31 protein-coding genes, 1 tRNA gene, 1 pseudogene and 2 riboswitches are annotated in these 25,189 nt (G+C 44.1%); of the genes and pseudogenes, 13 read left to right on the top strand and 20 right to left on the bottom strand.

Annotated features, from left to right (window positions below; genetic code table 11):
- Positions 1 to 238: 238 nt before the first annotated feature.
- The 3 genes and pseudogenes from EFK13_RS06665 to EFK13_RS06655 all read right to left on the bottom strand — a co-directional run bounded on the left by EFK13_RS06665 (position 239) and on the right by EFK13_RS06655 (position 2,158).
- A pseudogene (locus tag EFK13_RS06665) lies at positions 239 to 1,743 on the bottom strand (YfjI family protein).
- Entirely contained in the window at positions 1,740 to 1,982 is a 243-nt protein-coding gene (locus tag EFK13_RS06660; RefSeq protein WP_240034913.1) for a helix-turn-helix domain-containing protein, read from the bottom strand. Before EFK13_RS06660 ends, EFK13_RS06665 begins: the two are co-directional and overlap by 4 nt.
- Positions 1,979 to 2,158 carry a hypothetical protein gene (locus EFK13_RS06655; protein ID WP_129506049.1) on the bottom strand — a complete coding sequence of 60 codons (180 nt, stop codon included), beginning with the start codon at positions 2,156 to 2,158 and terminating at the stop codon, positions 1,979 to 1,981. Before EFK13_RS06655 ends, EFK13_RS06660 begins: the two co-directional genes overlap by 4 nt.
- Before the next feature lie 124 nt (positions 2,159 to 2,282).
- Here EFK13_RS06655 and EFK13_RS06650 point away from each other — a divergent pair, with 124 nt between their 5' ends.
- Positions 2,283 to 3,164 carry a CGNR zinc finger domain-containing protein gene (locus tag EFK13_RS06650; protein WP_129506050.1) on the top strand — a complete coding sequence of 294 codons (882 nt, stop codon included), beginning with the start codon at positions 2,283 to 2,285 and terminating at the stop codon, positions 3,162 to 3,164.
- A gap of 74 nt (positions 3,165 to 3,238) precedes the next feature.
- On the top strand, positions 3,239 to 4,414 hold the full coding sequence (locus tag EFK13_RS06645; RefSeq protein WP_129506051.1) for a site-specific integrase: 1,176 nt from the start codon (positions 3,239 to 3,241) through the stop codon (positions 4,412 to 4,414).
- A 146-nt stretch (positions 4,415 to 4,560) separates the two neighbouring features.
- Here the strand turns inward: EFK13_RS06645 and EFK13_RS06640 are convergent.
- A tRNA-Val gene (locus tag EFK13_RS06640) sits at positions 4,561 to 4,633 on the bottom strand.
- Positions 4,634 to 4,806: 173 nt separating this feature from the next.
- Here EFK13_RS06640 and EFK13_RS06635 point away from each other — a divergent pair.
- Both EFK13_RS06635 and EFK13_RS06630 read left to right on the top strand, forming a co-directional pair.
- Positions 4,807 to 5,997 (top strand): DUF819 family protein, encoded by a 1,191-nt coding sequence (locus EFK13_RS06635; RefSeq protein ID WP_129506052.1) that lies wholly within the window; start codon positions 4,807 to 4,809, stop codon positions 5,995 to 5,997.
- Positions 5,998 to 6,067: 70 nt separating this feature from the next.
- Positions 6,068 to 6,610 carry a GNAT family N-acetyltransferase gene (locus EFK13_RS06630; RefSeq protein ID WP_129506053.1) on the top strand — a complete coding sequence of 181 codons (543 nt, stop codon included), beginning with the start codon at positions 6,068 to 6,070 and terminating at the stop codon, positions 6,608 to 6,610.
- Between the two features lie 32 nt (positions 6,611 to 6,642).
- Here EFK13_RS06630 and metC read toward each other — a convergent pair whose 3' ends face one another.
- Together metC and metI are read right to left on the bottom strand one after the other, a co-directional pair.
- Positions 6,643 to 7,815 carry a cystathionine beta-lyase gene (gene metC / locus EFK13_RS06625; RefSeq protein ID WP_129506054.1) on the bottom strand — a complete coding sequence of 391 codons (1,173 nt, stop codon included), beginning with the start codon at positions 7,813 to 7,815 and terminating at the stop codon, positions 6,643 to 6,645.
- Complete coding sequence (metI, locus tag EFK13_RS06620) at positions 7,808 to 8,929, bottom strand: cystathionine gamma-synthase/O-acetylhomoserine thiolyase (RefSeq protein WP_129506164.1); 1,122 nt, start codon at positions 8,927 to 8,929, stop codon at positions 7,808 to 7,810. The genes metC and metI overlap by 8 nt, the downstream gene beginning before the upstream one ends.
- 67 nt (positions 8,930 to 8,996) lie before the next feature.
- Positions 8,997 to 9,119, bottom strand: a riboswitch (SAM riboswitch).
- Between the two features lie 166 nt (positions 9,120 to 9,285).
- Here metI and EFK13_RS06615 point away from each other — a divergent pair.
- From EFK13_RS06615 to EFK13_RS06605, 3 genes are read left to right on the top strand one after another with little or no spacing between them, the layout of a single operon-like run.
- The gene (locus EFK13_RS06615) at positions 9,286 to 10,008 is read left to right on the top strand and encodes an esterase family protein (protein WP_129506055.1); all 723 of its coding nucleotides are present in this window, start codon (positions 9,286 to 9,288) and stop codon (positions 10,006 to 10,008) included.
- A gap of 36 nt (positions 10,009 to 10,044) precedes the next feature.
- A complete protein-coding gene (locus EFK13_RS06610; protein ID WP_129506056.1) occupies positions 10,045 to 10,560 on the top strand; it encodes a YjcG family protein in 516 nt (171 codons plus the stop codon).
- Between the two features lie 4 nt (positions 10,561 to 10,564).
- Entirely contained in the window at positions 10,565 to 10,987 is a 423-nt protein-coding gene (locus tag EFK13_RS06605) for a GNAT family N-acetyltransferase (protein WP_129506057.1), read from the top strand.
- A gap of 74 nt (positions 10,988 to 11,061) precedes the next feature.
- Here the strand turns inward: EFK13_RS06605 and EFK13_RS06600 are convergent, their stop codons facing one another.
- Positions 11,062 to 11,316, bottom strand: a complete 255-nt coding sequence (locus EFK13_RS06600) for a hypothetical protein (protein ID WP_129506058.1) — start codon at positions 11,314 to 11,316, stop codon at positions 11,062 to 11,064.
- Positions 11,317 to 11,434: 118 nt separating this feature from the next.
- Between EFK13_RS06600 and EFK13_RS06595 the strand changes: the two genes are divergently transcribed.
- Positions 11,435 to 13,714, top strand: coding sequence for an ATP-dependent helicase (locus EFK13_RS06595; protein WP_129506059.1), 2,280 nt, complete (start codon positions 11,435 to 11,437; stop codon positions 13,712 to 13,714).
- Positions 13,715 to 13,788: 74 nt separating this feature from the next.
- Here the strand turns inward: EFK13_RS06595 and spoVIF are convergent, their stop codons facing one another.
- The 4 genes from spoVIF to yjcA all read right to left on the bottom strand — a co-directional run bounded on the left by spoVIF (position 13,789) and on the right by yjcA (position 15,258).
- Entirely contained in the window at positions 13,789 to 14,043 is a 255-nt protein-coding gene (gene spoVIF / locus EFK13_RS06590; RefSeq protein ID WP_064813357.1) for a sporulation-specific transcription regulator SpoVIF, read from the bottom strand.
- A 132-nt stretch (positions 14,044 to 14,175) separates the two neighbouring features.
- Positions 14,176 to 14,334, bottom strand: a complete 159-nt coding sequence (locus EFK13_RS06585; RefSeq protein WP_103746793.1) for a YjcZ family sporulation protein — start codon at positions 14,332 to 14,334, stop codon at positions 14,176 to 14,178.
- 81 nt (positions 14,335 to 14,415) lie between these two features.
- Positions 14,416 to 14,622: a hypothetical protein gene (locus EFK13_RS06580; protein WP_129506060.1), complete on the bottom strand. Its 207-nt coding sequence runs from the start codon at positions 14,620 to 14,622 to the stop codon at positions 14,416 to 14,418.
- A 279-nt stretch (positions 14,623 to 14,901) separates the two neighbouring features.
- Entirely contained in the window at positions 14,902 to 15,258 is a 357-nt protein-coding gene (gene yjcA / locus EFK13_RS06575) for a sporulation protein YjcA (RefSeq protein ID WP_129506061.1), read from the bottom strand.
- Between the two features lie 159 nt (positions 15,259 to 15,417).
- Here yjcA and cotV point away from each other — a divergent pair, with 159 nt between their 5' ends.
- From cotV to cotZ, 5 genes are all read left to right on the top strand, one after another.
- Positions 15,418 to 15,804: a spore coat protein CotV gene (gene cotV / locus EFK13_RS06570; protein ID WP_075745392.1), complete on the top strand. Its 387-nt coding sequence runs from the start codon at positions 15,418 to 15,420 to the stop codon at positions 15,802 to 15,804.
- Between the two features lie 41 nt (positions 15,805 to 15,845).
- On the top strand, positions 15,846 to 16,169 hold the full coding sequence (gene cotW / locus EFK13_RS06565; RefSeq protein WP_075745390.1) for a spore coat protein CotW: 324 nt from the start codon (positions 15,846 to 15,848) through the stop codon (positions 16,167 to 16,169).
- Positions 16,170 to 16,263: 94 nt separating this feature from the next.
- Complete coding sequence (gene cotX, locus EFK13_RS06560; protein ID WP_075745388.1) at positions 16,264 to 16,773, top strand: spore coat protein CotX; 510 nt, start codon at positions 16,264 to 16,266, stop codon at positions 16,771 to 16,773.
- Between the two features lie 153 nt (positions 16,774 to 16,926).
- Complete coding sequence (gene cotY / locus EFK13_RS06555) at positions 16,927 to 17,415, top strand: spore coat protein CotY (RefSeq protein ID WP_010329406.1); 489 nt, start codon at positions 16,927 to 16,929, stop codon at positions 17,413 to 17,415.
- 127 nt (positions 17,416 to 17,542) lie between these two features.
- A complete protein-coding gene (cotZ, locus tag EFK13_RS06550) occupies positions 17,543 to 17,992 on the top strand; it encodes a spore coat protein CotZ (protein ID WP_064813365.1) in 450 nt (149 codons plus the stop codon).
- Positions 17,993 to 18,084: 92 nt separating this feature from the next.
- Here cotZ and cotO read toward each other — a convergent pair whose 3' ends face one another.
- From cotO to tenA, 9 genes are all read right to left on the bottom strand, one after another.
- Complete coding sequence (cotO, locus tag EFK13_RS06545) at positions 18,085 to 18,765, bottom strand: spore coat protein CotO (protein WP_129506062.1); 681 nt, start codon at positions 18,763 to 18,765, stop codon at positions 18,085 to 18,087.
- A 100-nt stretch (positions 18,766 to 18,865) separates the two neighbouring features.
- Complete coding sequence (gene fabI, locus EFK13_RS06540; protein ID WP_003224643.1) at positions 18,866 to 19,642, bottom strand: enoyl-ACP reductase FabI; 777 nt, start codon at positions 19,640 to 19,642, stop codon at positions 18,866 to 18,868.
- Positions 19,643 to 19,778: 136 nt separating this feature from the next.
- Complete coding sequence (thiD, locus tag EFK13_RS06535; protein WP_129506063.1) at positions 19,779 to 20,594, bottom strand: bifunctional hydroxymethylpyrimidine kinase/phosphomethylpyrimidine kinase; 816 nt, start codon at positions 20,592 to 20,594, stop codon at positions 19,779 to 19,781.
- Positions 20,595 to 20,612: 18 nt separating this feature from the next.
- Entirely contained in the window at positions 20,613 to 21,623 is a 1,011-nt protein-coding gene (gene thiF, locus EFK13_RS06530; RefSeq protein ID WP_129506064.1) for a thiazole biosynthesis adenylyltransferase ThiF, read from the bottom strand.
- Positions 21,620 to 22,390 (bottom strand): thiazole synthase, encoded by a 771-nt coding sequence (thiG, locus tag EFK13_RS06525; protein ID WP_129506065.1) that lies wholly within the window; start codon positions 22,388 to 22,390, stop codon positions 21,620 to 21,622. The genes thiF and thiG overlap by 4 nt, the downstream gene beginning before the upstream one ends.
- Positions 22,387 to 22,587 (bottom strand): sulfur carrier protein ThiS, encoded by a 201-nt coding sequence (thiS, locus tag EFK13_RS06520; RefSeq protein ID WP_129506165.1) that lies wholly within the window; start codon positions 22,585 to 22,587, stop codon positions 22,387 to 22,389. The genes thiG and thiS overlap by 4 nt, the downstream gene beginning before the upstream one ends.
- The gene (gene thiO, locus EFK13_RS06515) at positions 22,587 to 23,696 is read right to left on the bottom strand and encodes a glycine oxidase ThiO (protein WP_129506066.1); all 1,110 of its coding nucleotides are present in this window, start codon (positions 23,694 to 23,696) and stop codon (positions 22,587 to 22,589) included. The genes thiS and thiO overlap by 1 nt, the downstream gene beginning before the upstream one ends.
- The gene (tenI, locus tag EFK13_RS06510) at positions 23,680 to 24,297 is read right to left on the bottom strand and encodes a thiazole tautomerase TenI (protein WP_129506067.1); all 618 of its coding nucleotides are present in this window, start codon (positions 24,295 to 24,297) and stop codon (positions 23,680 to 23,682) included. Before tenI ends, thiO begins: the two co-directional genes overlap by 17 nt.
- Positions 24,275 to 24,982 (bottom strand): thiaminase II, encoded by a 708-nt coding sequence (gene tenA, locus EFK13_RS06505; protein ID WP_129506068.1) that lies wholly within the window; start codon positions 24,980 to 24,982, stop codon positions 24,275 to 24,277. Before tenA ends, tenI begins: the two co-directional genes overlap by 23 nt.
- Before the next feature lie 81 nt (positions 24,983 to 25,063).
- Positions 25,064 to 25,172: riboswitch (TPP riboswitch) on the bottom strand.
- Positions 25,173 to 25,189: the final 17 nt, after the last annotated feature.

The following is a 25,189-nucleotide window of genomic DNA, read 5'->3' as shown; positions in this document are numbered from 1 at the left end:
ATTTTTCTTTAACAAAAAGTAGGTATAATAGTGTCTTTTTATACACTAAAAAAATTCTTCACATTAGAGGTTATTTTTACCCCCATTACCCCCATGTTTGAAAACTGTTGTAACCATGAGGTGCGTAACAATATCTGTTTTAGTCATCCTTTCCCCATTTCCCCCCTATAGAAGAAAATGGGGGTAAACGGGGAATTCTATGACCTGTGTTTGATTTTATTAAATCCCTAAGAATCAATTAATCTATGACCTTTGGGGTAACGGGGGTAGACTTATTATTGTCAAGTAGTTGTGGATTCACATGAATAATATATTTCTTGTTAGATTGAATTAATTTTATTAATTCCCTCCCTTCTAAAAAGCTAAGTGTCGATTTCAATGTGTCTGTAGTTGGGAATCTTTTTTTTGTAAGTTGTTGGATGTCACGATAAAGGATTACATCCGACCTTTTATTCAGTATTACTTTCAACAGATATTTTGCATCTTCTACTCTCTGATCTATTTTCATACATCCAAAGGTAGACTTGGCATGTTCTGAAAGATAATTAATTAACTTAGAACACTTGCTTACAGTGCTTACCTTTATCATTCTCGGTATGTCACCGCCATTCAATTTTTCATTTTCTCCGAAAACTTCCGCTAAATGTAGCAATCCTGTTACTCTAACTATTTGCCCCATTAGCTTGCCGCCCCAATCTGGAATATCAGACAACTCACCATCTTCTCTTAATTTTATTTCATTATCTAGCTGCATAGCTTGTAAAATTGAGTCAGCTTCAGTATCGTATTGGAGATGAATTGTGTCACTTGGAGAAAATTCACAAAGTTTGAGTACAGTATTGATGTACTTATCAAGAATGTTTCCTTCTATGGGCTTTGGCCTAATTTTCCTTTTACCTACAATGGAATTTGGTATTGAATAAAGGAATCGAGCAAGTAATCCTCTTCCATTAAAACTATTAGGAAATGACTTGATAATATCAGGTTGTACAAATAAACCCATGGTAATTTTCGGTTCCTCTATTATTTCTTCTCTTCCCATACGGTCAACAGTACAGTAATCACCACTATGACCTTTTAAAAAAATGTTAAGTTTGCTTTTCCACTGTTTGTATACCTACCTCCAATAATTTCAAATATTCCTCCTTCTGCGGATAAGATTGATATTTTCCCATCATTTTCTTTTAATAATCCAACTAAGCGCTCTTGGGTAACATCGTCTACCACCACCCTAGGAAGGGTAAGTTGCAAGTTTTCGCCAAGTTTTTCTTCAATTGACTCTATTTCATTCAAGAGGGTTTCATCTGATGTTTTCATAAATTGTTGCTCAAGTTGATTTTTCCTTCTTGTAAGAGAGTTTCTTGTCACCTTGTTTTTGTTAATTTCTGGCTGTTTCCTTTCTCTTTCCTCTTTTTCAAATTTTATAATTGGTCTTTTCATCAATTCAAATACTGCACTTTTTCTGTTGGCCGGTGGAAGGATAACTAAGGTATATAGATTAAGAGGCTCTATCCAATTCCCTACAGGGTTAACTTTAAATTTACCCGAGAGCGCTGTTGATAGTATTGATAACGCTAATATTGCGGCTGTATCTCTTGGAGTTTGCGTCTCTTCTGCAACGGCCTCAACATAATCTTTCAGCCAATCGGGGAAGATTTCTGTTGGAAAAAGGGGAAGGTTGTCGTTATCAAATAGAATTGGCTGCCCCCATTCCTCAACACTAATTTTACTAACTGTATTCACCCCTCCCACTCCTCATTTCTAGAGTCATAGGATATTTCTTGACTACACAACCATTTGTCGATTGAGTCTTTTCTAAACAGTATTCTTCTTTTCCCAATTCGAACAAACGGGATTCCCCCCTCCCTAACCATCTTATAAATTAAATCCTTTGATACTCCGACATACCGTGCTGCTTCTGCCACCGTCATTGTATTTCTTTCAGCATTTAAGTTACAGATATTATTTTTATTACTCATCATTTCCCCTCCTTAAGCTGTTCAATGATATTTAGGATTAACCTTTTTTCCTCATCAGGTAATTCACGACGAAGCATTCGGCTAAACTGACTTTCACTAACTCCATACCGTTCTGCGACTTGCCATTGAAACAAACCTGTTTTTTTTATCGCACGTCGTATTTCTAGATTACTTGTCAAAAAGTCCACCTCTTTTATATTTTATTGAATCGTTGTTATTCTTGTTGTATCCTAATAATATCCCGAAATATTATAGATTTTAAGATACAAAAAGGGGTGGACATTTTAAAAGGAGTTGTTGTTAATGAATGAAAAGTATCATTTTGGTTTTGAACTCTTATATAAGCAGAGGATATATGACTTTGATCTCATAAAGGAAAAGGAACATGGAAGTATTGTTGCTATAAGGAAGGACAATATTTTAAGGGAATATGACTTTTTCGGAGAAAATGGTATCGCTGATAAGACAACTGGCATTTTGTCGGACATAATTCAATCGTACGAAAGAAGGAAGAAATCGAATGAAAAAAGGTTGTTTGAGAGGTTTCTGCAAAATTGGGGTTTCCTGAATACAGATACAAAAAAGCTTTCCATTGATCAATTTTGGGATGAAATTAACAAGATAGCTGTACTCCTTAAAAGATACAGTACGGTGATTAATGGTAACCTTGAAGACATGGTAAAGTGGATTGAGGTAAGGAAATTAGGAGAATTACACTCTGATAAATGGCCGTATCGATTACTTAATGATATTCCAGCTATTGAAGCGGGATATACTCATGAAATTACAGGTAGCGAAAAACAACATCGGTTTCAAACCAAAGTAAACGACGAAGATTTAGAACGAACCCCTATACCTTATTATCAATTTTGGGGCTTTAACTTTATTACTTGGTCGGTGGAGGAAAAAATAGAGTGGAAACCTAGCTTCCATAAAATTTCTATTAAGCAAAATAAACCTTATTTACCAATAGAAGAGTTAAAAGGGACCCCAACTTGGATTCCTAATGATTTATTAACTTGTCTATATACACTGGTATTCATATTGGTTAGCAAAAGGCAAAAGGTATGTGCTGCCTGTTATTGCCCCTTTAACCCCTCAAGACCTGATACGAAGTACTGTAGTGAAACCTGTAGTAATCGAGTAAAGAAACAACGTTTAAGAGAAAGAATGAGAGAAATATAAATTGCACCCAGGTCTTTGGACCATCCGAAAACTGACCAAATTTAATAAATTCGTACAATCGAGGAGAGATACAAATGGCATATGTAGAAAAGCGAGGTAAAGATTCATTTCGTTTGGTTGTCCCAGTAGGCTTTGACTCAAAAGGTAAACGTATCCGAAAAACTAAAACCGTAAAATGTAAAAATAAAACTGAGGCTGAAAAAGAACTTGCTAAGTTTGTAGTTGAAATTGAAACGGGAGAATATATAGCTCCTCAGAAAATGACATTTCCCCAATTTGTAGAAGAATGGAAAGATAAATATGCGAAAAAGCAGTTATCCGCCAATACTTTTGAAACATACTCAAGGTACTTGTATAAACGTATCTTACCCCAGTTTGGCCATAAACAAATGGAACAAATCAAACCCCTACAAATATTGGACTTCTTGAAAACGCTCGAAGAAGACGGATCAAGGGGTGATGATAAAACAGGTGGGCTCTCATCCGCAACGATTCAATATCATTATCGTATTCTACGTAATATCTTTAATAGAGCTGTTGAATGGAAAGTTATAAAAGAAAACCCTGTTTCTAATGTTAAAAAACCTAAAGTTGAATCTAAGAAAGGGAACGTATACTCCGAAAAACAAGTACATGAGCTTATGGAGCACTTACGTAAGGAGGATATGAAATGGAAAATGATTGTTACTTTAGCAATCACCACGGGAATGCGTAGGGGCGAAATCCTAGCGTTAGAATGGAGTCATATCGATTTAGACAAAGGGAAGATTTATGTACAACAATCATTAACTTACACAAAAGAAGAAGGTCATATTTTCAAAGCACCTAAGACTAGAAACTCAATTCGAACCATTTCTTTATCACAAGGGGTCACTGAACAGCTGAAACGTTATAAGCAAATAAAAGCAAAGGAAAGGCTTCTATTAGGAGATAAATGGGAAGGTGGGGACCGATTTTTGTTATTTAGTACCGACATCGGAAAGCCCATGCATCCAACAAGTGTAACCTCTTGGTGGAGAAAAAGATTAAAGAAATACGAACTTCCTAGTATTACATTCCATGAATTAAGGCATACTTCCGCAACATTGCTAATTAATCAAGGGGTTCACATGAAAACCATCAGTGCAAGGCTAGGCCATTCCAAAATCGGAATAACGATGGATCTTTACGGTCATGCTTTAGAAAGTGCTGATGAAGCAGCGGCTAGTCATTTTGATAGTTTATTTGAAGGCAAAAAAAATAATGCATAAAATCCTCTTACTTTTATTGAATAGGAATTAAACTGATTGATTTTGCCACCAATCTGCCACCAATTCATCTGTTATACTTCACACTAAAAATCCTGTTATATAGAAAAAGCCCTTGATAATCAAGGATTACCAAGGACCTGTACTAATGATTCCGACTGGGTTCGAACCAGCGACCTCTACCCTGTCAAGGTAGCGCTCTCCCAGCTGAGCTACGGAATCATGATATGTATGTGTTGCTGGGTATGTTGTTGTCTTTCTGACAAGTTCTATTATATAACCTGCTCCTCTATTCGTCAACTGCTTTTTCAGAAAAACTTTTTTTTGGACTTGCTGTTCTGTTCATCGGCTATTATAATATGTCTTAATTTTCTAACAATAGGGGTGATGGGGTTTTGCATTCTTTGATTTCTTCTGATGATGTTTGGGTATTATGGGGGTTTATTGCGGTGTGGGCGGCAGTGAGCATCGGGCTGGAGCAGCGCTTTAAGTGGGCGTCCGCTGTGTCTGGCGCTATCATTGCGCTTGCAGGCGCAATGGTGTTTACAAATATGGGGGTGCTTCCTGTTGAGTCGCCTGTATATGATGCCGTATGGGCTTATGTGGTGCCGCTTGCGATTCCCCTCTTGCTGTTCCAGATCAATGTGCGGCAGATTTTTAAGGAAAGCAGGCGTTTGCTGTTTATTTTTCTGATTAGCTCTGCTGGCACTGTGCTTGGGAGCGTTCTCTCTTTTTTTCTTTTCAAACAGCATATTCCTTATCTCGATAAAATCGGCGGGATGATCAGCGCCTCATATATCGGCGGCGGGATCAACTTTGCGGCGATGGCGGCAAAATTTGAGACACCGGGGGAATATGTGTCGGCTACGGTTGTGGCTGATAATGTTATGATGGCGCTTTTGTTTTTTATATTAATCAGCATTCCTGCAGTTAAATGGTTTCAGCGGCATTATGCTATGCCGTTTGAAGAAAAAGTAAAAGCCGATGGAAAGAGCGGAAACAGTGCAGAAAGCTATTGGAAACGGAAGGACATTTCCTTAAAGGATATCGCTTTTAATGCCGGTGCTGCTTTTGCGCTTATTGCAGTTAGTGTGAAGATTTCCGGCTTTTTTAAAAGCCTTTTTTCTCATCCCCTTTTGACCGGAACGCTTGGCGATCAGTATCTGATGCTCACGTCTTTAACTGTTCTTATCATTTTTCTATTCCCTCGTTTTTTTGAAAGGCTTAATGGATCTCAAGAGCTTGGAACCTTTTTGATATATTTGTTTTTTGTGGTGATCGGCATTCCTGCAGATCTGCGCTTAATCGTTACCAATGCGCCTTTTATTCTATTATTTGTGTTTATGATTGCGATTAGCAATTTAACTGTTTCCTTAGCCGTCGGAAAATTGTTCCGCGTACGGCTTGAAGAAATTTTGCTTGCTGTCAATGCTGCGGTCGGAGGGCCTACGACAGCGGCTGCGATGGCAATTGCCAAGGGATGGCGGGAACTTGTCGCCCCGATCATGCTTGTTGGTACGCTCGGCTACTTAATTGGGAACTATGTCGGCACCTTTATGGGAAACTGGTTTTCTTCTTTCTTATAAAAAGGATTTTTACACTTTCCTCAGAATAATGTAAGAGGAATGCTGACATGAGAACGGAGAGATCACTGATATGTTAAAAGGGAAAAACATCTATGTAAGACCTTTAGAAGTAAAGGATGCGGAAGAAAATCTGCGGCTGCAAAGCGAAAACCGAGATTTTTTTGAGCAGTTTTCCATGATACGCGCAGACGATTACTATTCGGTTGAGGGGCAAAGAAAAAGGATAGCAGAGTATCAGGAAAGAATGAAAAAAGATACAGAATATCATTTCGGCATTTTTACAGCGTCGGACGATACATTAATCGGAACGGTTTCCCTTTTTCAAATCATCCGCGGGGCGCTGCAAACTGGATTCATCGGGTATTTTTTAGACAAAGCCCATAATGGAAAGGGCCTTATGACAGAAACGGTCAGGCTGGTTGTTGATTATGCGTTTTGCGAATTGAAACTGCATCGCATTGAAGCCGGTGTGATGCCCCGAAACCTCGGGTCCATGCGTGTATTGGAAAAAGCGGGATTTCATAAAGAGGGCATCGCCCGAAAAAATGTGAAAATCAACGGCGTTTGGGAGGATCATCAAGTCCTCGCGATTCTGAATCCTGATGATGAATAATAAAAGAAGCCGGGCCATTCCCGGCTTCTTTTTTAACGAACCGCTACTGGTGCAATTTCTTTTAGCGCTTGTTCGAAATCACGTTCTAAATCGTCTGCATGTTCGACACCCACACTAAGACGGAGCAGGCCGTCTGTGATGCCGCGTTTTTCTCGCTCTTCCTTAGGCATTGCCGCGTGAGACATCGTAGCAGGATAGGACAAAATCGATTCCACAGCGCCAAGGCTTACAGCAAAGACGGGAAGTGATACATTCTCTACTAATTTCTTAACGGCCTCTTTGCTTTCAAGCTCAAAAGATAGCACGGCGCCCGCTCCCGTTGACTGGCCTTTATGGATTTCAGCGCCCGGATGATCAGACAGCCCCGGATAGTACACGCGTTTCACCGCCGGATGCTTCTGGAAAAATTCCGCAAGCCGCTGCGCTGTTTGGCTCGCCTTTTCTAAACGGACCTGCAATGTTTTTAATCCGCGCAGCACGAGCCAGCAATCTTGCACGCCAAGGACGGCGCCAAACGAGTTTTGCAGTTTATACAGCTGCTTCCCAATCTCTTCATCCTTTACAGCAGCCAGGCCTGACAGCACATCGCTGTGGCCGCTCAAGAATTTCGTTGCGCTGTGAAGCACAATATCCACACCGAGATCAAGCGGGCGCTGCAGTGCAGGTGTCATGAATGTATTGTCAAGAAAGGTCAGACAGCCATTTTCTTTTGCAAGCTGGACAACCGCTTTAATATCAGTAATCCCAAGTGTCGGATTTGACGGTGTCTCCATATAAATGACCTTTGTGTTTGCCTTGATATTCCGCGCCACTTCGTTTGTATCCGTCATGTCGACAAATGTATGCTCAATGCCAAATCGGGTCAGCACCTCTGTCACCATGCGGAAGGTTCCGCCGTATACATCTTCTGTCACAAGAACGTGATCACCCTGCGACAGAAGTAAAAACGCTGTTGAGATCGCAGCCATGCCTGAACTGAAAGCAAATCCTCTCGTTCCGCCTTCCAGTGCGGCAATTGTTTCTTCAAGAGCCGTTCTTGTCGGCGTGCCTGAGCGGCTGTAATCATATGCGCCAAACTCTTCAAATGAAGATTGATGAAAAGTCGATGCGTGCTGAATCGGTACACTGACCGCACCTGTTGCGCCGTCTGTTTTAAATGAATTGTGCACGAGCTGGGTTTCCAGCGTCCAATTGTGATTACTCAAATGAAACAGCTCCCTCTTTGACCTGACATAGTGCTTGTTTTAAGTCTTCTTTTAAATCTTCCGCATGTTCAATTCCGACCGAAAAACGCAGCAGGCGATTGCAAACCCCGTTTGCGATGCGGATCTCTTCAGGAATATCCATGTGCGTCTGTGTGGCAGGGTATGTAATAAAGCTCTCCACCCCGCCGAGGCTTTCCGCAAAACAAATGGTCTTCAGCGCTTTTAAAAACGGGTTGACCCACTCTTCTTTTTGAAGACGGAAGGACAGCATGCCGCCTTTACCGGGATATAGCACATCGGCAATTTCTTCCTGCTCTTCTAAAAACGCCGCAAGTTCCTGCGCGTTTGCCTGATGCTGGCGCATTCTGAGGCTGAGCGTCTTCATTCCTCTCATCAGAAGCCAAGAATCGAATGGAGGCAGGACAGCGCCGATGGCATTTTGGTGTTGAAACATTTCCTCTCCAAGCTTTTCATCCTTTACAACGACAAGTCCCGCAAGCAGGTCGTTATGCCCGCCTAAATATTTGGTTGCGCTGTGAATGACAATGTCAGCTCCCAGTTCAAGCGGACGCTGCAAAACCGGTGTGTAAAATGTATTATCTACGATCAGCAGAAGTCCGGGCTCTTTAGTGATCCGGGCGATCCTTTCAATATCCGCCTCCTGCATGAGCGGATTTGTCGGTGTTTCCACAAACACCGCTTTTGTATTCGGCGTAATCTTAGAGCGTAAACAGTCCTCATCGCTAAAATTATCATAATGAAAGGTCAATCCATATTTTTTCCATTCATTTTCAAACAGACGGTACGTGCCGCCATATAGGTCAGATGAAACGATCAGTTCATCTCCGCTTTTAAACAGCGCCATAATCGTTTGGATGGCTGCCATTCCCGAACTGAAGGCAAGCCCTCTCGCTCCGTTTTCTAAGCTGGCGATCGCGTCCTCGACAAGCTGGCGCGTCGGGTTTTTCGTCCGGACATAATCAAATCCTGTAGATTCCCCGATTCCTCTGTGGCGGTATGCTGTTGATAAATAAATAGGAGCACTTACTGTTCCCGTTACTTCGTCGCTTCGGTTCCCGATTTGGGCTAATTTCGTTTCAACGTGCTGTGACATATAGCTGACACCTTCCCTTTTCAAAATAAAAACCCCTTCTTCATAAGAAGAAGGGGTTTAACGCTTCTTCTTATCTTCCAAGCATAAAAAACGCTTGCTGGATTTAGCACCTTGGCGTTTTGCACATATGCAAAACAAGCCGGTTGCTGAGGTTTCTAAGGGCCAGTCCCTCCACCTCTCACGATAAGAAATATCGATTTCAATTTTCTGATTGTTTAATATTAGCGCAATTCACTGTTTATTTCAACACTTTTTTCTTCGTATACCGAACGGTTTAAAGAGAGAAATTTCTAATAATTCATGGTACAATAATGGAAAACAGCAAGAAAGTCTAGTGATGTCCTGGAGGAATGTTTATGGCACCGACAAACGGCACAGTGCAAGAAAAGAAATTCTTTTCAAAAGAGCTTAACGAGGAAATGACCTTGCTCGTTTATCTGCCGTCCAACTACTCCCCTCTTTACAAATACCATGTCATTATCGCGCAGGACGGCCACGATTATTTCAGGCTGGGGAGAATCGGCAGACAGGTCGAGGAACTGCTGTCCAAACGAGAAATAGACCGGAGCATTATTATCGGTGTTCCTTATAAGGATGTAAAAGAGCGCAGAAAAACCTACCATCCGGAAGGCTCAAAATTTTCGGCGTATAAACGGTTCATCGCCCACGAGCTCGTTCCGTTTGCGGATGATGAGTATCCAACGTATCAGGTCGGCTACGGGCGAACGCTGATCGGGGACTCCCTCGGAGCGACCATATCGCTTATGACAGCGCTTGATTATCCGAATATGTTCGGTAACATCATCATGCAGTCTCCCTATGTTGACAAACATGTATTGGGAGCTGTGAAACAGTCAGACGATATCAAACACCTCTCTATTTATCACCAAATCGGCACAAAAGAAACTGACGTCCACACGACAGACGGAAATATTCTGGACTTCACAGAACCGAACCAGGAGCTGAAACAGCTGCTGGAGAAGAAGCTTTCCGATTATTATTTTGAACCATTTGACGGAGATCATAAATGGACATACTGGCAGCCGCTCATCACGCCGGCGCTGAAAAAAATGCTTTGATACTCTATCATACTTTATTTCCAGGAGGGACATAATATGAAATACGGAATCGTTTTATTTCCATCAAAAAAACTCCAAGACCTTGCGAATTCTTACAGAAAGCGTTATGATCCGAGCTACTCTCTGATCCCGCCCCATTTGACGCTGAGAGCATCGTTTGAATGCGTGGAGGAGAAAGCGGATCAGCTTGTATCACATCTGAGAAACATCGCAAAGGAATCCCATCCGGTCGTTCTCAAAATGACAAAATACAGTTCATTTGCGCCTGTCAATAATGTCATTTACATCAAAGCTGAGCCGACGGAAGAATTAAAAACACTCAATGAAAAGCTATACACCGGTGTGTTGGCCGGTGAACAGGAATACAATTTCGTGCCGCATGTGACGGTCGGCCAAAATCTTTCCGATGATGAGCATTCGGATGTGCTCGGACAATTAAAAATGCAGGAAGTGTCGCATGAAGAAATCGTTGACCGATTCCACTTGCTTTACCAGCTGGATAACGGATCGTGGACAGTATATGAAACCTTCTTGCTAGGCGGAGGAGAATAATCGTTTGGAAGCAGTTATCGCAAAAAATGAAGAACAAATGAAAGATGCATTTTATGTAAGAAAAGAAGTCTTTGTCAAAGAACAAAACGTGCCTGCTGAAGAAGAAATTGACGAACTTGAAAATGAAGCAGAGCATATCGTCGTGTATGACGGCGAAAAGCCTGTCGGTGCCGGAAGATGGCGTATGAAGGACGGCTGCGGCAAGTTAGAGCGTATTTGCGTATTGAAGAGCCACCGCTCATACGGTGTCGGCGGCATCATTATGAAAGCGCTCGAAAAAGCGGCCGCAGACGGCGGCGCTTCCGGCTTCATGTTAAACGCGCAAACGCAGGCTGTGCCGTTTTACAAGAAACACGGGTATCGTGTGCTTTCTGAAAAAGAATTCCTCGATGCCGGCATTCCCCACCTACAAATGATTAAGGATTAAACAGCATCCGGGTCTATTGAGATCCGGATTTTTTCTGCACATATAAAAAACCGTTCTCTGGATGTGAACGGTTTTTATACATATCGATTAATATAAGTGCCCATTCCCTTTTCTCGCAACCTCATATAAAGAGAGCGCTTACGTTTCATCTCGTTTACTTTTCTTTCAGCGGCCGTTTGATTCTCCTGCTGCTTTTCAAGTTCCTTGTATACCCGCTGAAACGGAACATAGCTGATTTTTTCGGTTCCGGCGTAATCCTGTCTATGTCCAATCGTTCTGTTTGCATATTGAGCGTATTGCTGGTTCTGTATGTGACCTGCATATATCATACGATACCCACCCTTCTGCTGTCTCTTTTCCCTTAAACTTACTTTTTGAAACACGTTTCTTTTGATATGATAGTCTTTGTCTGTAATGAACACCTTTTTTGATTGGGAGGATCCCTTTTTGAAATGCGCCCGACTGAATGATCGAACCATACATTTACATACATATTCGAGAGAACATTATCAATTCCTCTTTGAAGAAGGAATAAAAGGACATTTATTTTGTTCTCATTGCGGAAAACCCGTGTTGCTAAGGCTCAACATCGCCGATCCGCCGGAGTTTATCCACCGCCAGCAAGGCTATTTTCCAGCTTGTGAGGAAGCGTGCGAACCCGAGCCCGCTAAAGAGGAGAAAAAAGAAAATTATCAGGAATCCGGTGTCTTTCGTCTGCCCAAGGGAAAAGCGATCGCGGCCGACTCGTCTACAGCTGTCACGGATTGGCAGCGCCCGAGAAGCATTAAACCCGGAACACCATTTATACCAAAAACAATAGAACCTGATACGAGCCTTTTTCCGTCTGTCGGCTTAAACACGGATCAGCTGAAAGCTGTCACGGAAACGGAAGGCCCGCTGCTTGTGCTTGCGGGTGCGGGAAGCGGAAAAACACGCGTGCTGACCGCGCGCGCCGCCCATATGATTGAACATCTGGGCATACCGCCGGAAAACATGCTGCTTGTCACTTTCACGACAAAAGCCGTAGCCGAAATGAAAGATCGTATGGCGAAGCAGTACGGATTACAGCCGGCAAAAGTCAGAAGACTTGTCACCGGAACGTTCCACAGCTTGTTTTATAAGATCTTGTATCACTATGATTCTGCTAAATGGAACGGCGAGCATCTGCTGAAAATGGAGTGGCAGCGGGAACAATATATCAAAAAAGCACTCTATGAAGAAGGCATTGATGAGAAAGAGTTTCCCGTTGATCAGGCCCTGCAGCAGATCGGTTTCTGGAAAAACACTTATGTGCCCAATGAACGCATACCATTAAAAGATGAGTGGGAAAAACAAGTCTATCGTTTATATGAACACTATGAACGCCAGAAAAAAGAACAAAACCAATTTGATTTTGATGATATGGCTTCAGCCTGCTATGAATTGTTTATTGATCGGCCGGATCTGCTGGAACAATACCAATCTCGGTTTACGTATATCTTAATTGATGAGTTTCAGGACATTAATCCGGTTCAATATAAAATCATGCAAATGCTCGCCAGCCCGGAACAAAACCTGTGCTGCGTCGGAGACGATGACCAGTCCATCTACGCGTTTCGCGGAAGCAATCCGTCTTTTATTCTTGATTTTCAAAAGGATTACCCCGAGGCGAAGACGATCTATTTAACCGCGAACTACAGGTCTACACACCCAATCGTCTCAAGTGCTGATATCGTCGTGAAGAAGAATAAAAACAGGTATGCCAAAATGCTTGAAGCCGCCCGTGATGACGTCCAGGTCCCTGTACTGTTTTATCCTTATGATGAAGAGGAAGAAGCCACAATGGTCGTTTCCGATATCAAAGAAAAAATTCAAAACGGGGCAAATCCTGAAGACTTCGCGGTTCTCTACCGCACAAACAGCGGAGGCCGCGCCATTTATGAAAGGCTTCATCATTCGTCAATTCCGTATACAGCTGACCGCGGCGTGCAATCGTTTTACAGCAGACGGATCGTCCGCCAGATACTCGCATACTTGTACGCCAGCCAAAATGAGGATGATACTGAGGCGATTAAGCACTTGCTGCCCGCCTTGTTCTTAAAACAGTCCGCATTGAACACACTGAAGGCGCTCTCGATTACCGAGGACTGCTCCATGATTAAAGCGCTGGCCAAACTGCCTGATCTGAAGCCGTTCCAGTTGGACAAAATCAAGAAGATCGTGCCGTTTTTCGCAAGCCTCCGCACGATGAAGCCGGTAGAAGCGATCACCTTCTCCGAAGGAAAAATGGGCTTCTCCGAGTATTTAAAAAAGCGGGGCAATGAGGGCAACAAGCTGGAAAAAGGCTCCGATGATCTGCGCGACATCAAGGTCGTCGCCAAGAAATTTAAAACGATTCCTGACTTTCTTGCCCACGTAGACCATATGCGGGCCGCTGAAAAAAACAAAACGGAAGAAAACGGCGTTCAGCTGATGACCATTCACCGGTCAAAAGGCCTTGAATTCAAAACCGTCTACGTGCTAGGCACGGTAGACGGCTCAATTCCGCATGACTTCTCATTAGAAACAGCGAGAAAAGGAGATGAAGCTCCTCTTGAGGAAGAAAGACGCCTTTTATATGTTGCCATGACCAGGGCCAAACAGCATTTATATTTGTCTTGTCCATCAAACAGGCGCGGCAAAACATCTCAACGTTCAAGATTTTTGTATCCCCTTTTACAGCAAGCAAAACAGCCCTTGTATAACTAAGAGCCCGGCAGTGATCTGCCGGGTTTTTTTTTGTAAAAAAAGGCCCGCTGCAATGAGTCAGCCAGGCCCTCCGCTTATTTATTATCCATCATTTTCGAAATCGTGCCAAAATCAAGCTTTTCTTTTCCGCTTGTAATGGACTGGACAATCTTATCTTCTAACTCTTTCGGCACGCGTCTGTTTGCCAGCTGCGCTACGCGCTTGATGACGCTCCGAACTGTGTTTTCATCTTTAAAATTAGCGTTTTGAAGGGAGCCGGCAAGATTCATGACATCCTGCATATTGACACCTGTTTTCTTTTCAATGTTCTTAAAAAATTGATTATCCATAATACGCCTCCTTTTGGCGGAGTGATACGGTATTATATGAACATCCGTTGTTCAATGTGCTTTTTCCCCAAAATAAAAATGATACACAAGGCAAGGAAGCACAGGTTATCACCCGTACTTCCTCTGTAAACCTTAGAAGTTATAAAAAGATGCACCCACGATGATAAGGAGAATGAACAATACGACTAAAAGAACAAATGTTGAACCATAGCCGCCGCCGTAACCGCCAGCATAGCCGCCATAGCCGCAGCCGCCGTAGCCGCCGCCTCCGAATCCGTATCCAAAGCCCATAGATAAGCACCTCCTTTACTCTCTATACACTATGTGAGCCGATTGATTCGGCTTGGATATACGCATAGGGCGTTTGCGGATTTATGATTGGTCATACTGGGCCTGATATTTTTTGAGCAGCGCCTCCGTTTTTTCAGCCAGCTCTTCAATCTCCTCTTCAAACGCCATACCGGCTTTATCAAATTTATCCAGATCATTTCTAATGCGGCCCATCGTGTCTTCATGCTCTTTTTGCTTTTGTTCGTGTGGTTTATACCTTCCGTCTATCCATTTTTCAAACTCATTCACTGGTATCCCCCCACTCATGATATATGCTGAGCGAAGCCGCTCCGTTAAAAAACAAAAAACCGGAGATCTCCGGTTTCTTTGCCAGGCTATTGAGGTTTTTTCTTTTTATTTCCGCACCCGCAGCCTTTCTTTTTAATCTTTTTTGATTGATACGATGAATCTGTATATGGAGTTTTTTGGGAAGGTTTATTGTATTGATTCATTTTGTTCCCTTCCTTTCCTTATGTCATATATGCTACGTTATGCGGATGCTGGTGAAAAGTTGCTGGTGGGAACGCCTCATTCCTGCAGCCATTTTGATACGAGCGTTTCAATGATGCCGGCGAGACCGGCGATCGCCAAAAGCAAAATCAGCCACTGCGCCGCCTGCGGGATCAATGCCTGGCATAAAATTAAAAAGGCGGCGCACCACACACCTGTGCACCAATAGCAGCTCAGCAATTCACCAATAAACGCCCTCACACCCGTTCCCTTAATCACAATATACGTTTCCGTATTCCCGTCCGCATCCTTTTCCTCCTTCTCTTCATGAAACAGGCTGCGAAGCGGCGCCATAATCGTGTCAAACACCAGCAGCCGGGCGAGCCGAAAGACCGCAAGCGAAAGAAGTACAATTGTCAGCCCATTAATAACCACTTGTTCACTCCTTTTCCAATCATGATCCCTTCACGTATATGCCAAAACCCTATTCTTCATGAATTGTATCTTGTCCGGTGCAAAATTGGTTATTTTTATTATTCCGCTCTGCACCCCAATTGCATTATATAGAGTATGGATAAGAAAGGAGTGAAGGTTATGTCGTTTGAAGAAAATGTTGAATCCCTGCATCCTGCAATATTTGAGCAATTATCAAGCGAATTCGAGCAGCAGATCGAAGTGATTGATTGCGAAAATATCACAATAGATACATCACATATAACATCTGCCCTTTCTATACAAGCCTTTGTGACAACCATGATTATCCTGGCGACTCAGCTCGTCATCGCCGATGAAGATTTGGCTGACGCAGTGGCAAGCGAAATACTCATTCTCGATAACTCTCAAATCAAAAAAAGAACCATCATTAAAATTATCAACAGCCGAAACATCACAATTACTTTGTCTGCCGACGAAATAATAACCTTTGTACAAATCTTGCTTCAGGTGTTAAACAGCATTCTCAATGAACTTGACGTCCTTTAACCCTTTCTTTTTCACAAACTTAAAAGTCGAGGTGAAAACAAATGTCAGATAACGATAAAATCAAAGAAGAGCTTGCAAAGCTTCCTGAAGTTGATCCGATGACAAAAATGCTAGTCCACAATATATTTCTTAAACACGGTGTCACAAAAGACAAAATGAAAAAAGTATCAGACGAAGAAAAAGAAATGCTCTTGAATCTTGTAAAAGACTTGCAAGCTAAATCAGAAGCATTAATAGAAAACCAAAAGAAGAAAAAAGAAGAAACAGCCGTGCAAGAGCAAAAGAACGAAAAACCATTAAGCCGCAGAGAACAATTAATCGAACAACTCAGACAAAGACGGCAAAACAATAACAATTCAAACTAATCATAAAAAATAGGGTTCTTCATCAGGATATATGCCTCAGTCAAAGTAAGAGGCTCGCTCATTTAATAAAAGTAAAAGAAAAGGAGGAATAGATATGGAAAGCAGACCATATTCTTGGGTTGCACTTGATCCAGATTGTGACCATCCGTTAGACCATAAAGAAAAAGAAAAAGAAGACAGAAAATGCAATTGTGATGTTTGCTGCAATAACAATGGGTTTGGCAACGACAACGCCTTTATTAACCAAGATTTAGCTCAGGCAAATCTCAACAAACAAGTCTCCGATGAAACGATTATTATCAGAGATTCTTGTGACATCAATGTTACATCTACAGACGTTCAAGCAGTAACTTCAGTAGTAACGGCACTTAATGCCGCTGTCGTTACAGCTACTCTGACATCTATTGCAGACGGCGTAATTGCCGAATTAGTCGCACAAGATTTATTGCAGCTTACAGCTAACAAACAAGTAAACCGCCAAAAACTTCTCATCGAATGCTCCCGCGGCGTAAATGTCTCAACAGTAGATGCCGATATCGCAACCCTTATCTCTACAGCAACAAACACCCTTGTAGCCATCTTGGTTATCACTCTTGTCCTCTAAGGGACCTAAAAGCAGAGCTAAAAACGCTCTGCTTTTTCTTATTTTCCAAGCATATGATGAATATATAGACGTTCACCCACACCAAGTGGGGCACGGGTACATATGTTGTTAAGGACTAAAGTCAAATACCCTATAAAGAAGGAGCTGAAATCAATGAGCTGCGGAAAAACCCATGGCCGGCATGAGAACTGTGTATGCGATGCAGTGGAAAAGATTTTAGCAGAGCAGGAGGCAGTTGAGGAACAGTGTCCGACTGGCTGCTATACGAACCTTTTGAATCCGACAATTGCAGGTAAAGACACAATTCCGTTTCTCTTGTTTGATAAAAAAGGCGGATTGTTCTCCACATTCGGAAACGTGGGGGGATTTGTGGATGATATGCAATGCTTTGAATCCATTTTCTTCCGCGTTGAAAAATTATGCGATTGCTGCGCAACACTGTCTATTTTACGCCCGGTCGATGTCAAAGGCGATACCTTAAGTGTTTGCCACCCTTGCGACCCGGATTTCTTCGGGCTAGAAAAAACGGATTTCTGCATTGAAGTGGATCTCGGATGCTTCTGTGCCATTCAATGCCTGTCACCAGAGTTAGTTGACAGAACATCCCCTAACAGAGATAAAAAGCATCATCACAATGGATAAACACTTGTAAAGAGCAATCCCCTTCCAAACTCTATTACAGGTGCAAATCATTCAGCTGCTTCCAGCGTGAGGCAGCTGACTCTCCATCATTTCGCCAGTCTCAAATTTATAAGGCAGGAGGGATAATATGAGCCAGAAAACATCATTCTGCGTGCGAGAAGCGGTAGAAAATATTGAAGAACTGCAAAACGCTGTTGAAGAGGACTGCCCGACAAGCTGCCATTCAAAGCTTTTGTCACCAACCCATTCACTGGGCGATACAGTGCCTTTCGTACTGTTTACATCAAAATCAAATCCTCTGGTCGCTTTCGGAAATGTCGGCGAACTCGATAACGGCCCTTGCTTTAATACAGTATTTTTCAGAGTGGAAAAAGTTCATGACAGCTGCGCGACACTGTCATTATTGATCGCATTTGACGAACACAAACACATTTTGGACTTCACCGATAAAGATACGGTTTGTGAAGTGTTCCGACTTGAAAAAACGAACTACTGTATTGAAGTGGACTTAGACTGCTTCTGCGCAGTCAACTGCTTAAATCCTCGATTAATCAATCGTACGCATCATCATCATTAAATGATCATGCTGAAAAGCTTGCAGGCCTGCAGGCTTTTCTCTATGCAAAAAAGCTGTCCGGGAAGACCTGCCGGGCAGCTTTTTCATTTTCATTAGAAACCGAGCGGGTGCAGAGAGGTAATATCATCGATCGCCAGCTCGGTCGGGGCTCCGTTGCCGGTTGTTCGAAGCAGGACGGAATCATTTCTTCTTCCGACAATCACACCCCTGTACGTTCTTCCATTGGCTTCAATCAAACAAAGCGCTCTCGGCATGTTATGAGGCAGCTTTGTTAAAAAATCAATTTTTTCGTGGATCGTCATCTTGCTCATTGGTTTTTTCACTTTTCGTGCCGGCGGTGCTTTTTCCTCCGCTTTATCAGCATTATGGACAGCTTCCGGTTCTTTTTCAGGCTTCCCTACCTCAAGTGCGGGCTCTTCCTTTTTTTCTGCTTTCGGAGGCTCTTGTTTGACGGTTTCTTCAACGGCCTGCGGCTCTGCTTTCTGTTCCTGCTGGTTCTTTATGAACTCTGGCTCTCTTACCTCTTGTGTTTGCTGACTCGCCGGCTCAGCTGCAGGCTTTTGGTCTGCTTGCTGAATATCCTGTGCCACGGCTTTCTCCTGCTGCTTCTCATGATAAACCGGCTTTTCCTCAGCTTTTGGCGGAGCGGGTTTGTCGGCCTTTCTTTTGATGACAATCTCCTGCATGGATGACCTTGTTGTTTCTGCATAATCCGGCTGAACAATATACATGAGCGGTTTTTTATCCGCGTTTCGTTTATTAGACATCTTCATCCCTCCGATTGTGTCATATTCTATCTATATGACAGAAAGCTGAAAATCAGAAGAAATAAAAAAGCAATCCCTATTCGGGATTGCTTGACATAGATCCTGCTTAGCGGGCAGTGATATGGAAACCTGAATCAACATGAAGATTTTCACCAGTAATGCCTCGGGACATATCGCTGAATAAGAATGCAGCTGTATCGCCCACTTCTTCAGGTGTTGTCGTGCGGCGAAGCGGCGCACGCTCTTCGATGTCTTTTAAGATAGAGTTGAAATCGCTGATGCCTTTTGCAGATAATGTTCTGATCGGACCGGCAGAAATGCTGTTAACGCGGATATTTTCTTTTCCTAAGTCAGCAGCTAAGTATTTCACACTTGCATCAAGAGAAGCTTTCGCCACACCCATGACATTGTAGTTTGGCATAACAAGCTCTCCGCCAAGGTAAGTTAAAGTGACAATGCTTCCGCCTTCAGTCATCATTGGACGTGCCGCTTTGACAACAGCTGTCAGAGAGTATGAGCTGATGTTATGAGCCAAAAGGAAACCGTCACGATTTGTATTTAAGTACTCGCCGACAAGCTCTTCTTTGTTGGCAAACGCGATACAATGCGCGATACCGTGGATTACACCGACCTGCTCCTTGATGCTTGCGAAGCAAGTTTCGATTTCCGCGTCGTTTGTTACGTCGCAAGGAAGGATAATGGAATCGTTGCGTTCCAATGTTCCGGCAAGCTCGTGAACAGATTTCTCCAGGCGTTCTCCTGCGTATGTGAAAATCAAACGTGCACCTGCTTCATGTAATGAACGCGCAATTCCCCACGCGATACTGCGTTTGTTGGCAACCCCCATTACAACAATGTTGCGGCCTTCAAGTGAAAAATTCATATGTATAAAGCCTCCTATATTTAATAAAGACATAGTATTAGTACCTGATCTTAATTCCTATCATATCATAACCTTGTCCAGATGAAAAGCGCATACGATAGACAAACATGAAAGAGACCACCATCAGCTGGTGATCTCATCGGCTTGTGTTTAAGCTGTTTCGTTTAAAGGCGAAATGATTCGTCGGCCCGTGGCCCGCTCCGATGCCGAGCGTATTTTCCACCGCTTCGCGGACAAAGTTGGCCGCGACCTCGAATGCCTGATGGATGCTGTCTCCTTTAGCGGTTTGGGCTGCTAAAGCCGCGGCAAAGGTGCAGCCTGTGCCATGCGTATGCTTCGTATCGATATAAGGATGGCTGATTTGCATAAACATATTCCCATCAAAAAGAATGTCAGTAATGCTGTTGTCCTCAGGCTGGTGCCCTCCTTTGATAATCACATGCTGCGCACCCATCTTAACGAGCTGCTCCGCTGCTTTTTTTCGATCGTCCAGCGAGCGGATCGCCATTTTCGTCAGCGTTTCTGCTTCCGGAACATTCGGCGTAATCGCGTAGCTTCTTGGAATGAGCAGCTCCTTTAAGGTGGCAACTGATTCATCATGCAGCAAGGATGCACCGCCCTTTGCGATCATAACCGGATCAACAATCACACGGTTAAATCCGTACTCGTCAATTTTTCTTGCCACTTCTTCAATCATTTCGGCATTCCATAGCATTCCCGTTTTTACGGCGTCCGGTCTCAAATCCTCAGCAACAGCGTCAATTTGCTGTCTCAGCGCCTCTACAGTCAGCGGATACACCCCATGGACGCCAAGCGTATTTTGAGCGGTTACCGCCGTAATCGCAGACATGCCGAAAACATCAAGCTCCTGAAAGGTTTTAATATCTGCCTGTATCCCTGCGCCGCCGCCTGAATCAGATCCGGCGATTGTCAATGCTTTATAGATACTCATTACACTACACTCCTTTTATTACCCAAGCCATTTATGATAAACGGACTTTGCCCGGGCAATATCATTCGTTCCATGAATCAGTGCTCTGCCGTCCCGGAACAGCACCATTTTCATATCATCCGAGCGGCAGGAAATTAAATACGGATTCGTAGCTACTTCAACCCCGGCCTGTCTCAGCTGACCGGCAAGCACGTCAAGATCCGCTTCTTTTGTGAAGGATGATCTGATTTGCACCGTGTTCCTGCCGCACAATACAGCCGCTTTTGTTTGGTTCTCATATGATAAAAACGGAAAATCCTTTGTGCCGCAACTTGGGCATGCGTCATGTTTGAGACCCGCCGCTCTCACCTCTGAACGCTCATTTTTCCACAAGTCAAAGGAGCGCAGCACCGGCTCGCACTCCCCTCCCGTCAGCAGCTTCAGCGCGTCTGTCACCTGAAAGACCGCTACCTGCAAAACAGCCGGACTGATGATGCCGGCTGTGTCACATGTCGCTCCGCCAATCGGAAGTGTATCGAGCAAGCAATGCAGGCAGGGGGTCGATCCCGGCACTACGGTAAAGGTAAGGCCATAGCTCCCTACACAGGCACCGTAAAGAAAAGGAATGCCTTCTTTTACCGCAGCGTCATTTACGATCAGGCGGGTTTCAAAATTATCTGCCGCATCCACAATGATGGAAGCATCCTTAATCAGCTCGAAAATATTTTCAGCTGTCACATCCATGACAAGGCCCGTCACATCAACATCGCTGTTAATCGAACGGAGACGCTGCTCAGCAGCGGCCGCTTTCGGCATTTCTTTTTTGACATCATCCTCTGTATACAGCTGCTGGCGCTGCAGGTTGCTCCATTCAACGTAATCTCTGTCGGCAATCTTCACAGAGCCGACTCCCGCTCTGACCAGCATTTCCGCACTGGCTGTTCCAAGCGCGCCGGCGCCGATGATCACGGCGCGCGCTTCTTTCAGTTTCTTCTGGCCGGCCGGGCCGATCGGAGCAAACAGCTCCTGTCTGGAATACCTGTCCGTCATACAGGAAGACCTTCTCCCGGACTGCTTGCGGTTCCGTATTGCTTAAGCGGAATGCGGCCCGCCTCATAAGAAAGGCGTCCTGCATCCACCGCAAGCTTCATGGCATGAGCCATTTTCACAGGATCATTCGCGCCTGATACAGCCGTATTGAGGAGTACGCCGTCCGCTCCAAGCTCCATTGCGTATGCCGCGTCTTTCGGCGAACCGATTCCGGCATCCACAATGACCGGCACTTTGGCCTGTTCAATAATAAATGACAGATTCAAAGGATTTAAGATTCCCTGCCCCGATCCGATCGGAGATGCACCCGGCATGATGGCATGAACGCCAAGCTCTTCCAGTTTTCTCGCCAATACAACATCATCCGACGTATACGGGAGCACAATAAAGCCTTCTTCTAGAAGCTGTTCAGACGCTTTTAACGTCTCAACAGGATCAGGCAGCAAGGAACGGCTGCATCCGATGACTTCGACTTTAATCATGTCACAAAGGCCTGACGCTTTCGCCAGCCTTGCAATTCGGACCGCTTCTTCAGCTGTGCTGGCGCCCGCAGTATTCGGCAGAAGCGTATATTTGGATAAATCAAGCTGTTCCAGAAAATTAGGCTGAGACGCTTCAAAGATGTTCATTCTCCGCACAGCAAATGTTAAAATATCAGACTCGGAAACGGCCACCGCTTCCTTTTGGATTTCAAATGATGGGTATTTCCCCGTGCCCAGCAGCAATCTTGATTGAAATGATTTCCCGCCAATTGTTAACATTCTCATCCGCCTCCTACAAAATGGACAATTTCAATGACATCGCAATCACAAAGCTCAACCTCGTGATAATGCTCTTTGCTGATAATTTCTTTATTTCTTTCAACGATAACGATTTTATTTTCAAGCTGATAAGACGCCAGCAGGTCTTGAATTGTACCCGTGTCTTTTTCCCACTTCACATCTTTCCCGTTCAGCTGTAGCATCATATCTGAACCGCCTCCTTGCGATCAATTCGGAATGCGTGCAGCCAGTCTTGATTGGCCTCTTTATTCAGGATGAGATCACTGATCAAAGCGCCCGTTGCGGGAGCAAGCAGAATCCCATTTCTGAAATGGCCCGCGGCAAATACAATACGTCTGTCCTCGGGGTGTCTGCCGATGTACGGTTTCCCATCCTTTGTCCCCGGCCGCAGCCCCGCCCAAAAACGATCCACTTTCATATTCTGAATGGCCGGCAGCATTGTTTTTGCTTTTTTCATAACCGATTCCAGTCCGCCAAGATCCGGTTTTTCACTCCAATCACCCGGCTTCATCGTTGCGCCGACAACCAGTCTGCCGCTTTTTCTCGGTACGATATAGCAATGGTCATGGTAAAGCGTTTTTGTCAGCGGTATATCATCATTCCAAACGGACAGGCACTCCCCTTTTACAGGGAAAAATGAATTGTTCAGCCCGAGCTGTTTAAAAAACATCCCGCTCCACACCCCGCTGGCAACCGCGACATGATCCGCCCATACGGTACCATTCGGTGTCTCGGTGGACAGCCCTTCACCGTCACGTTCAACATGCAGGACGGGCGTATGCTCAAAAATTTCAGCCCCAAGCGCTCTCGCTGCTTTTGCATATGCCTTGCAGACAAAATAAGGCTCAACATGCACATCATCCTGAATAAAGGATGCACCAAAAATGTCACCAGACGTATACGGCTCTTTATCTAACACTTCATCTTTTGTATGCCAGCTGACAGAATCCAAGTCATCCATCTTCCTCAGCCGCAGCACATCTTCTTCAGAAAACGCAAGCTTAAACATACCGCCGTTATGCTGCCTGATATCAATACCGGATAATGTGTAAAGCTCTTCACGGAGACCTTTGTACAGACGCTGGCTGTACATGGCGAAATCAAAAAACGCATCACGTTCCTCGCACTCAGCGTGGGCACCCAGCATTCCGGCAGCGGCACTTGTTGTTCTGCCGCCAATTGTTCCGCTTTCAAACAATGCGATGCTTTTGTTTTCCTTTGCCAAATGATAAGCAATCGCGGAACCGATAATTCCGCCTCCAATGACAACTGCATCATAATGCCTTTTCATAGCGCATCTCCTTTAGCTTACGGGAATATTGTCTGGCAGCTTCCAAAGGATCAGCGGAAGAAAAAATTCCTGACATAGCTGCGATGCCGTCTGCTCCTGCTTGTTTTACGTCTCTTAATCTATCCGGCGTCATTCCGCCGATCGCAATAACCGGGATGGAAGTCCGCTGTTTGATATCTGACAGCAAAGACACGCCTCTGCCCTCAAGTCCCTTTTTACAATCTGTTTCAAACACATGGCCGAACAGCACGTAGTCTGCGTCTTCCTTCTCTGCTTGAACCGCTTCCTCCAGTGAATGCACCGACCGACCGATATGAAGGTGAGGAAACCTGGCTCTGACCTGCGTTGGCGAAAAGCTGCTGCTTGGCAGCTGCACGCGATGAATTGTAGAAAAAAGCGCAATATCCACTCGCCCATTCATAACCAGTTTTCGTTTATCTACCCCGCCTTCAGAAATAAGCTCAAGCAGTTTCAAAATGTCAGCCGCCGATTTTGACCGTTCCCGAATGTGAATAAAATCAACTTCATTCTGAATCGCTATAATTGCTTTCGCTAACTTTTCAACCGGCTTGCAGTCATCAGTTATGGCGTGAAGCTCCACATTCCTCCACCTCTTTTATGCCGCTGTCAGACCAGCCTTCTTTTTGATAGGCCATTCCCCAAAATTGATACTCATAGAAGCTGGAAATAACAAAATTCTCTTTCATCTTGGCGCGCACTTCCTCCGTGCTGTTTTCCGCCAGCTCATCAAAGCGATTGATTTGCTCTTCAACCTGCTGTTTGAACCAGTCACCGCCATATGTGCTGATCCACTTCTGATAAATCGGATGCCCAGGATCACATGTCAGCAATTTCTCGCCAACCTCGTAATACAGCCAGTAGCATGGCAGCAGGGCCGCTAAGATCTCAGCAAAATTCCCGCTCAAAACCGAACGGTACATATGGGATGTATAAGAGTATGCTGTGGGAGACGGTTTAAACGACTTACGCTCTTCCTCACTGATTTCCAACAGCTCCGCAAACTCACGATGAAGCGCCATTTCCGCCTCATATGTACCTTGGGCGTGGCTCGCCATCCGTCCCGTTGTATAAAGATCCTTCGCATAAGCGGCGCCGAACGATTGCACCTTCGCAAAATGCGTTAAATAATAAGAATCCTGAAGCACATAGTATTTAAAACGGTCAATCGGAAGCGTTCCTTCACCGATTCCCTGAACGAACGGATGAACAAAGCTCCCTTCCCACCATTCTGCGGCTGCACTGCGGCATTCTTCTGAAAACTTCACACATCATTCCCCCTGTCTGATAAATAAAAAAACCACTCTCCCGCAAGGAAAAGTGGTTTGGAATTGGCATAGTAAAATAACACAAATACCGCTCCACTTCCCTACGCAGGTCTGAACCTGTTCAAGTTATGAGGGTCTAAAAGTCACACTTTTATCTCAGCCCTTATGAAGGACACCCCTAGTGGTTAAACGAATCATATTGAATTG

Source organism: Bacillus cabrialesii, assembly GCF_004124315.2.
In the GTDB taxonomy this organism is placed as follows: domain Bacteria; phylum Bacillota; class Bacilli; order Bacillales; family Bacillaceae; genus Bacillus; species Bacillus cabrialesii.
Note: the sequence above shows the minus strand (reverse complement) of the source record. Positions and strands in the feature narration are given on the sequence as shown.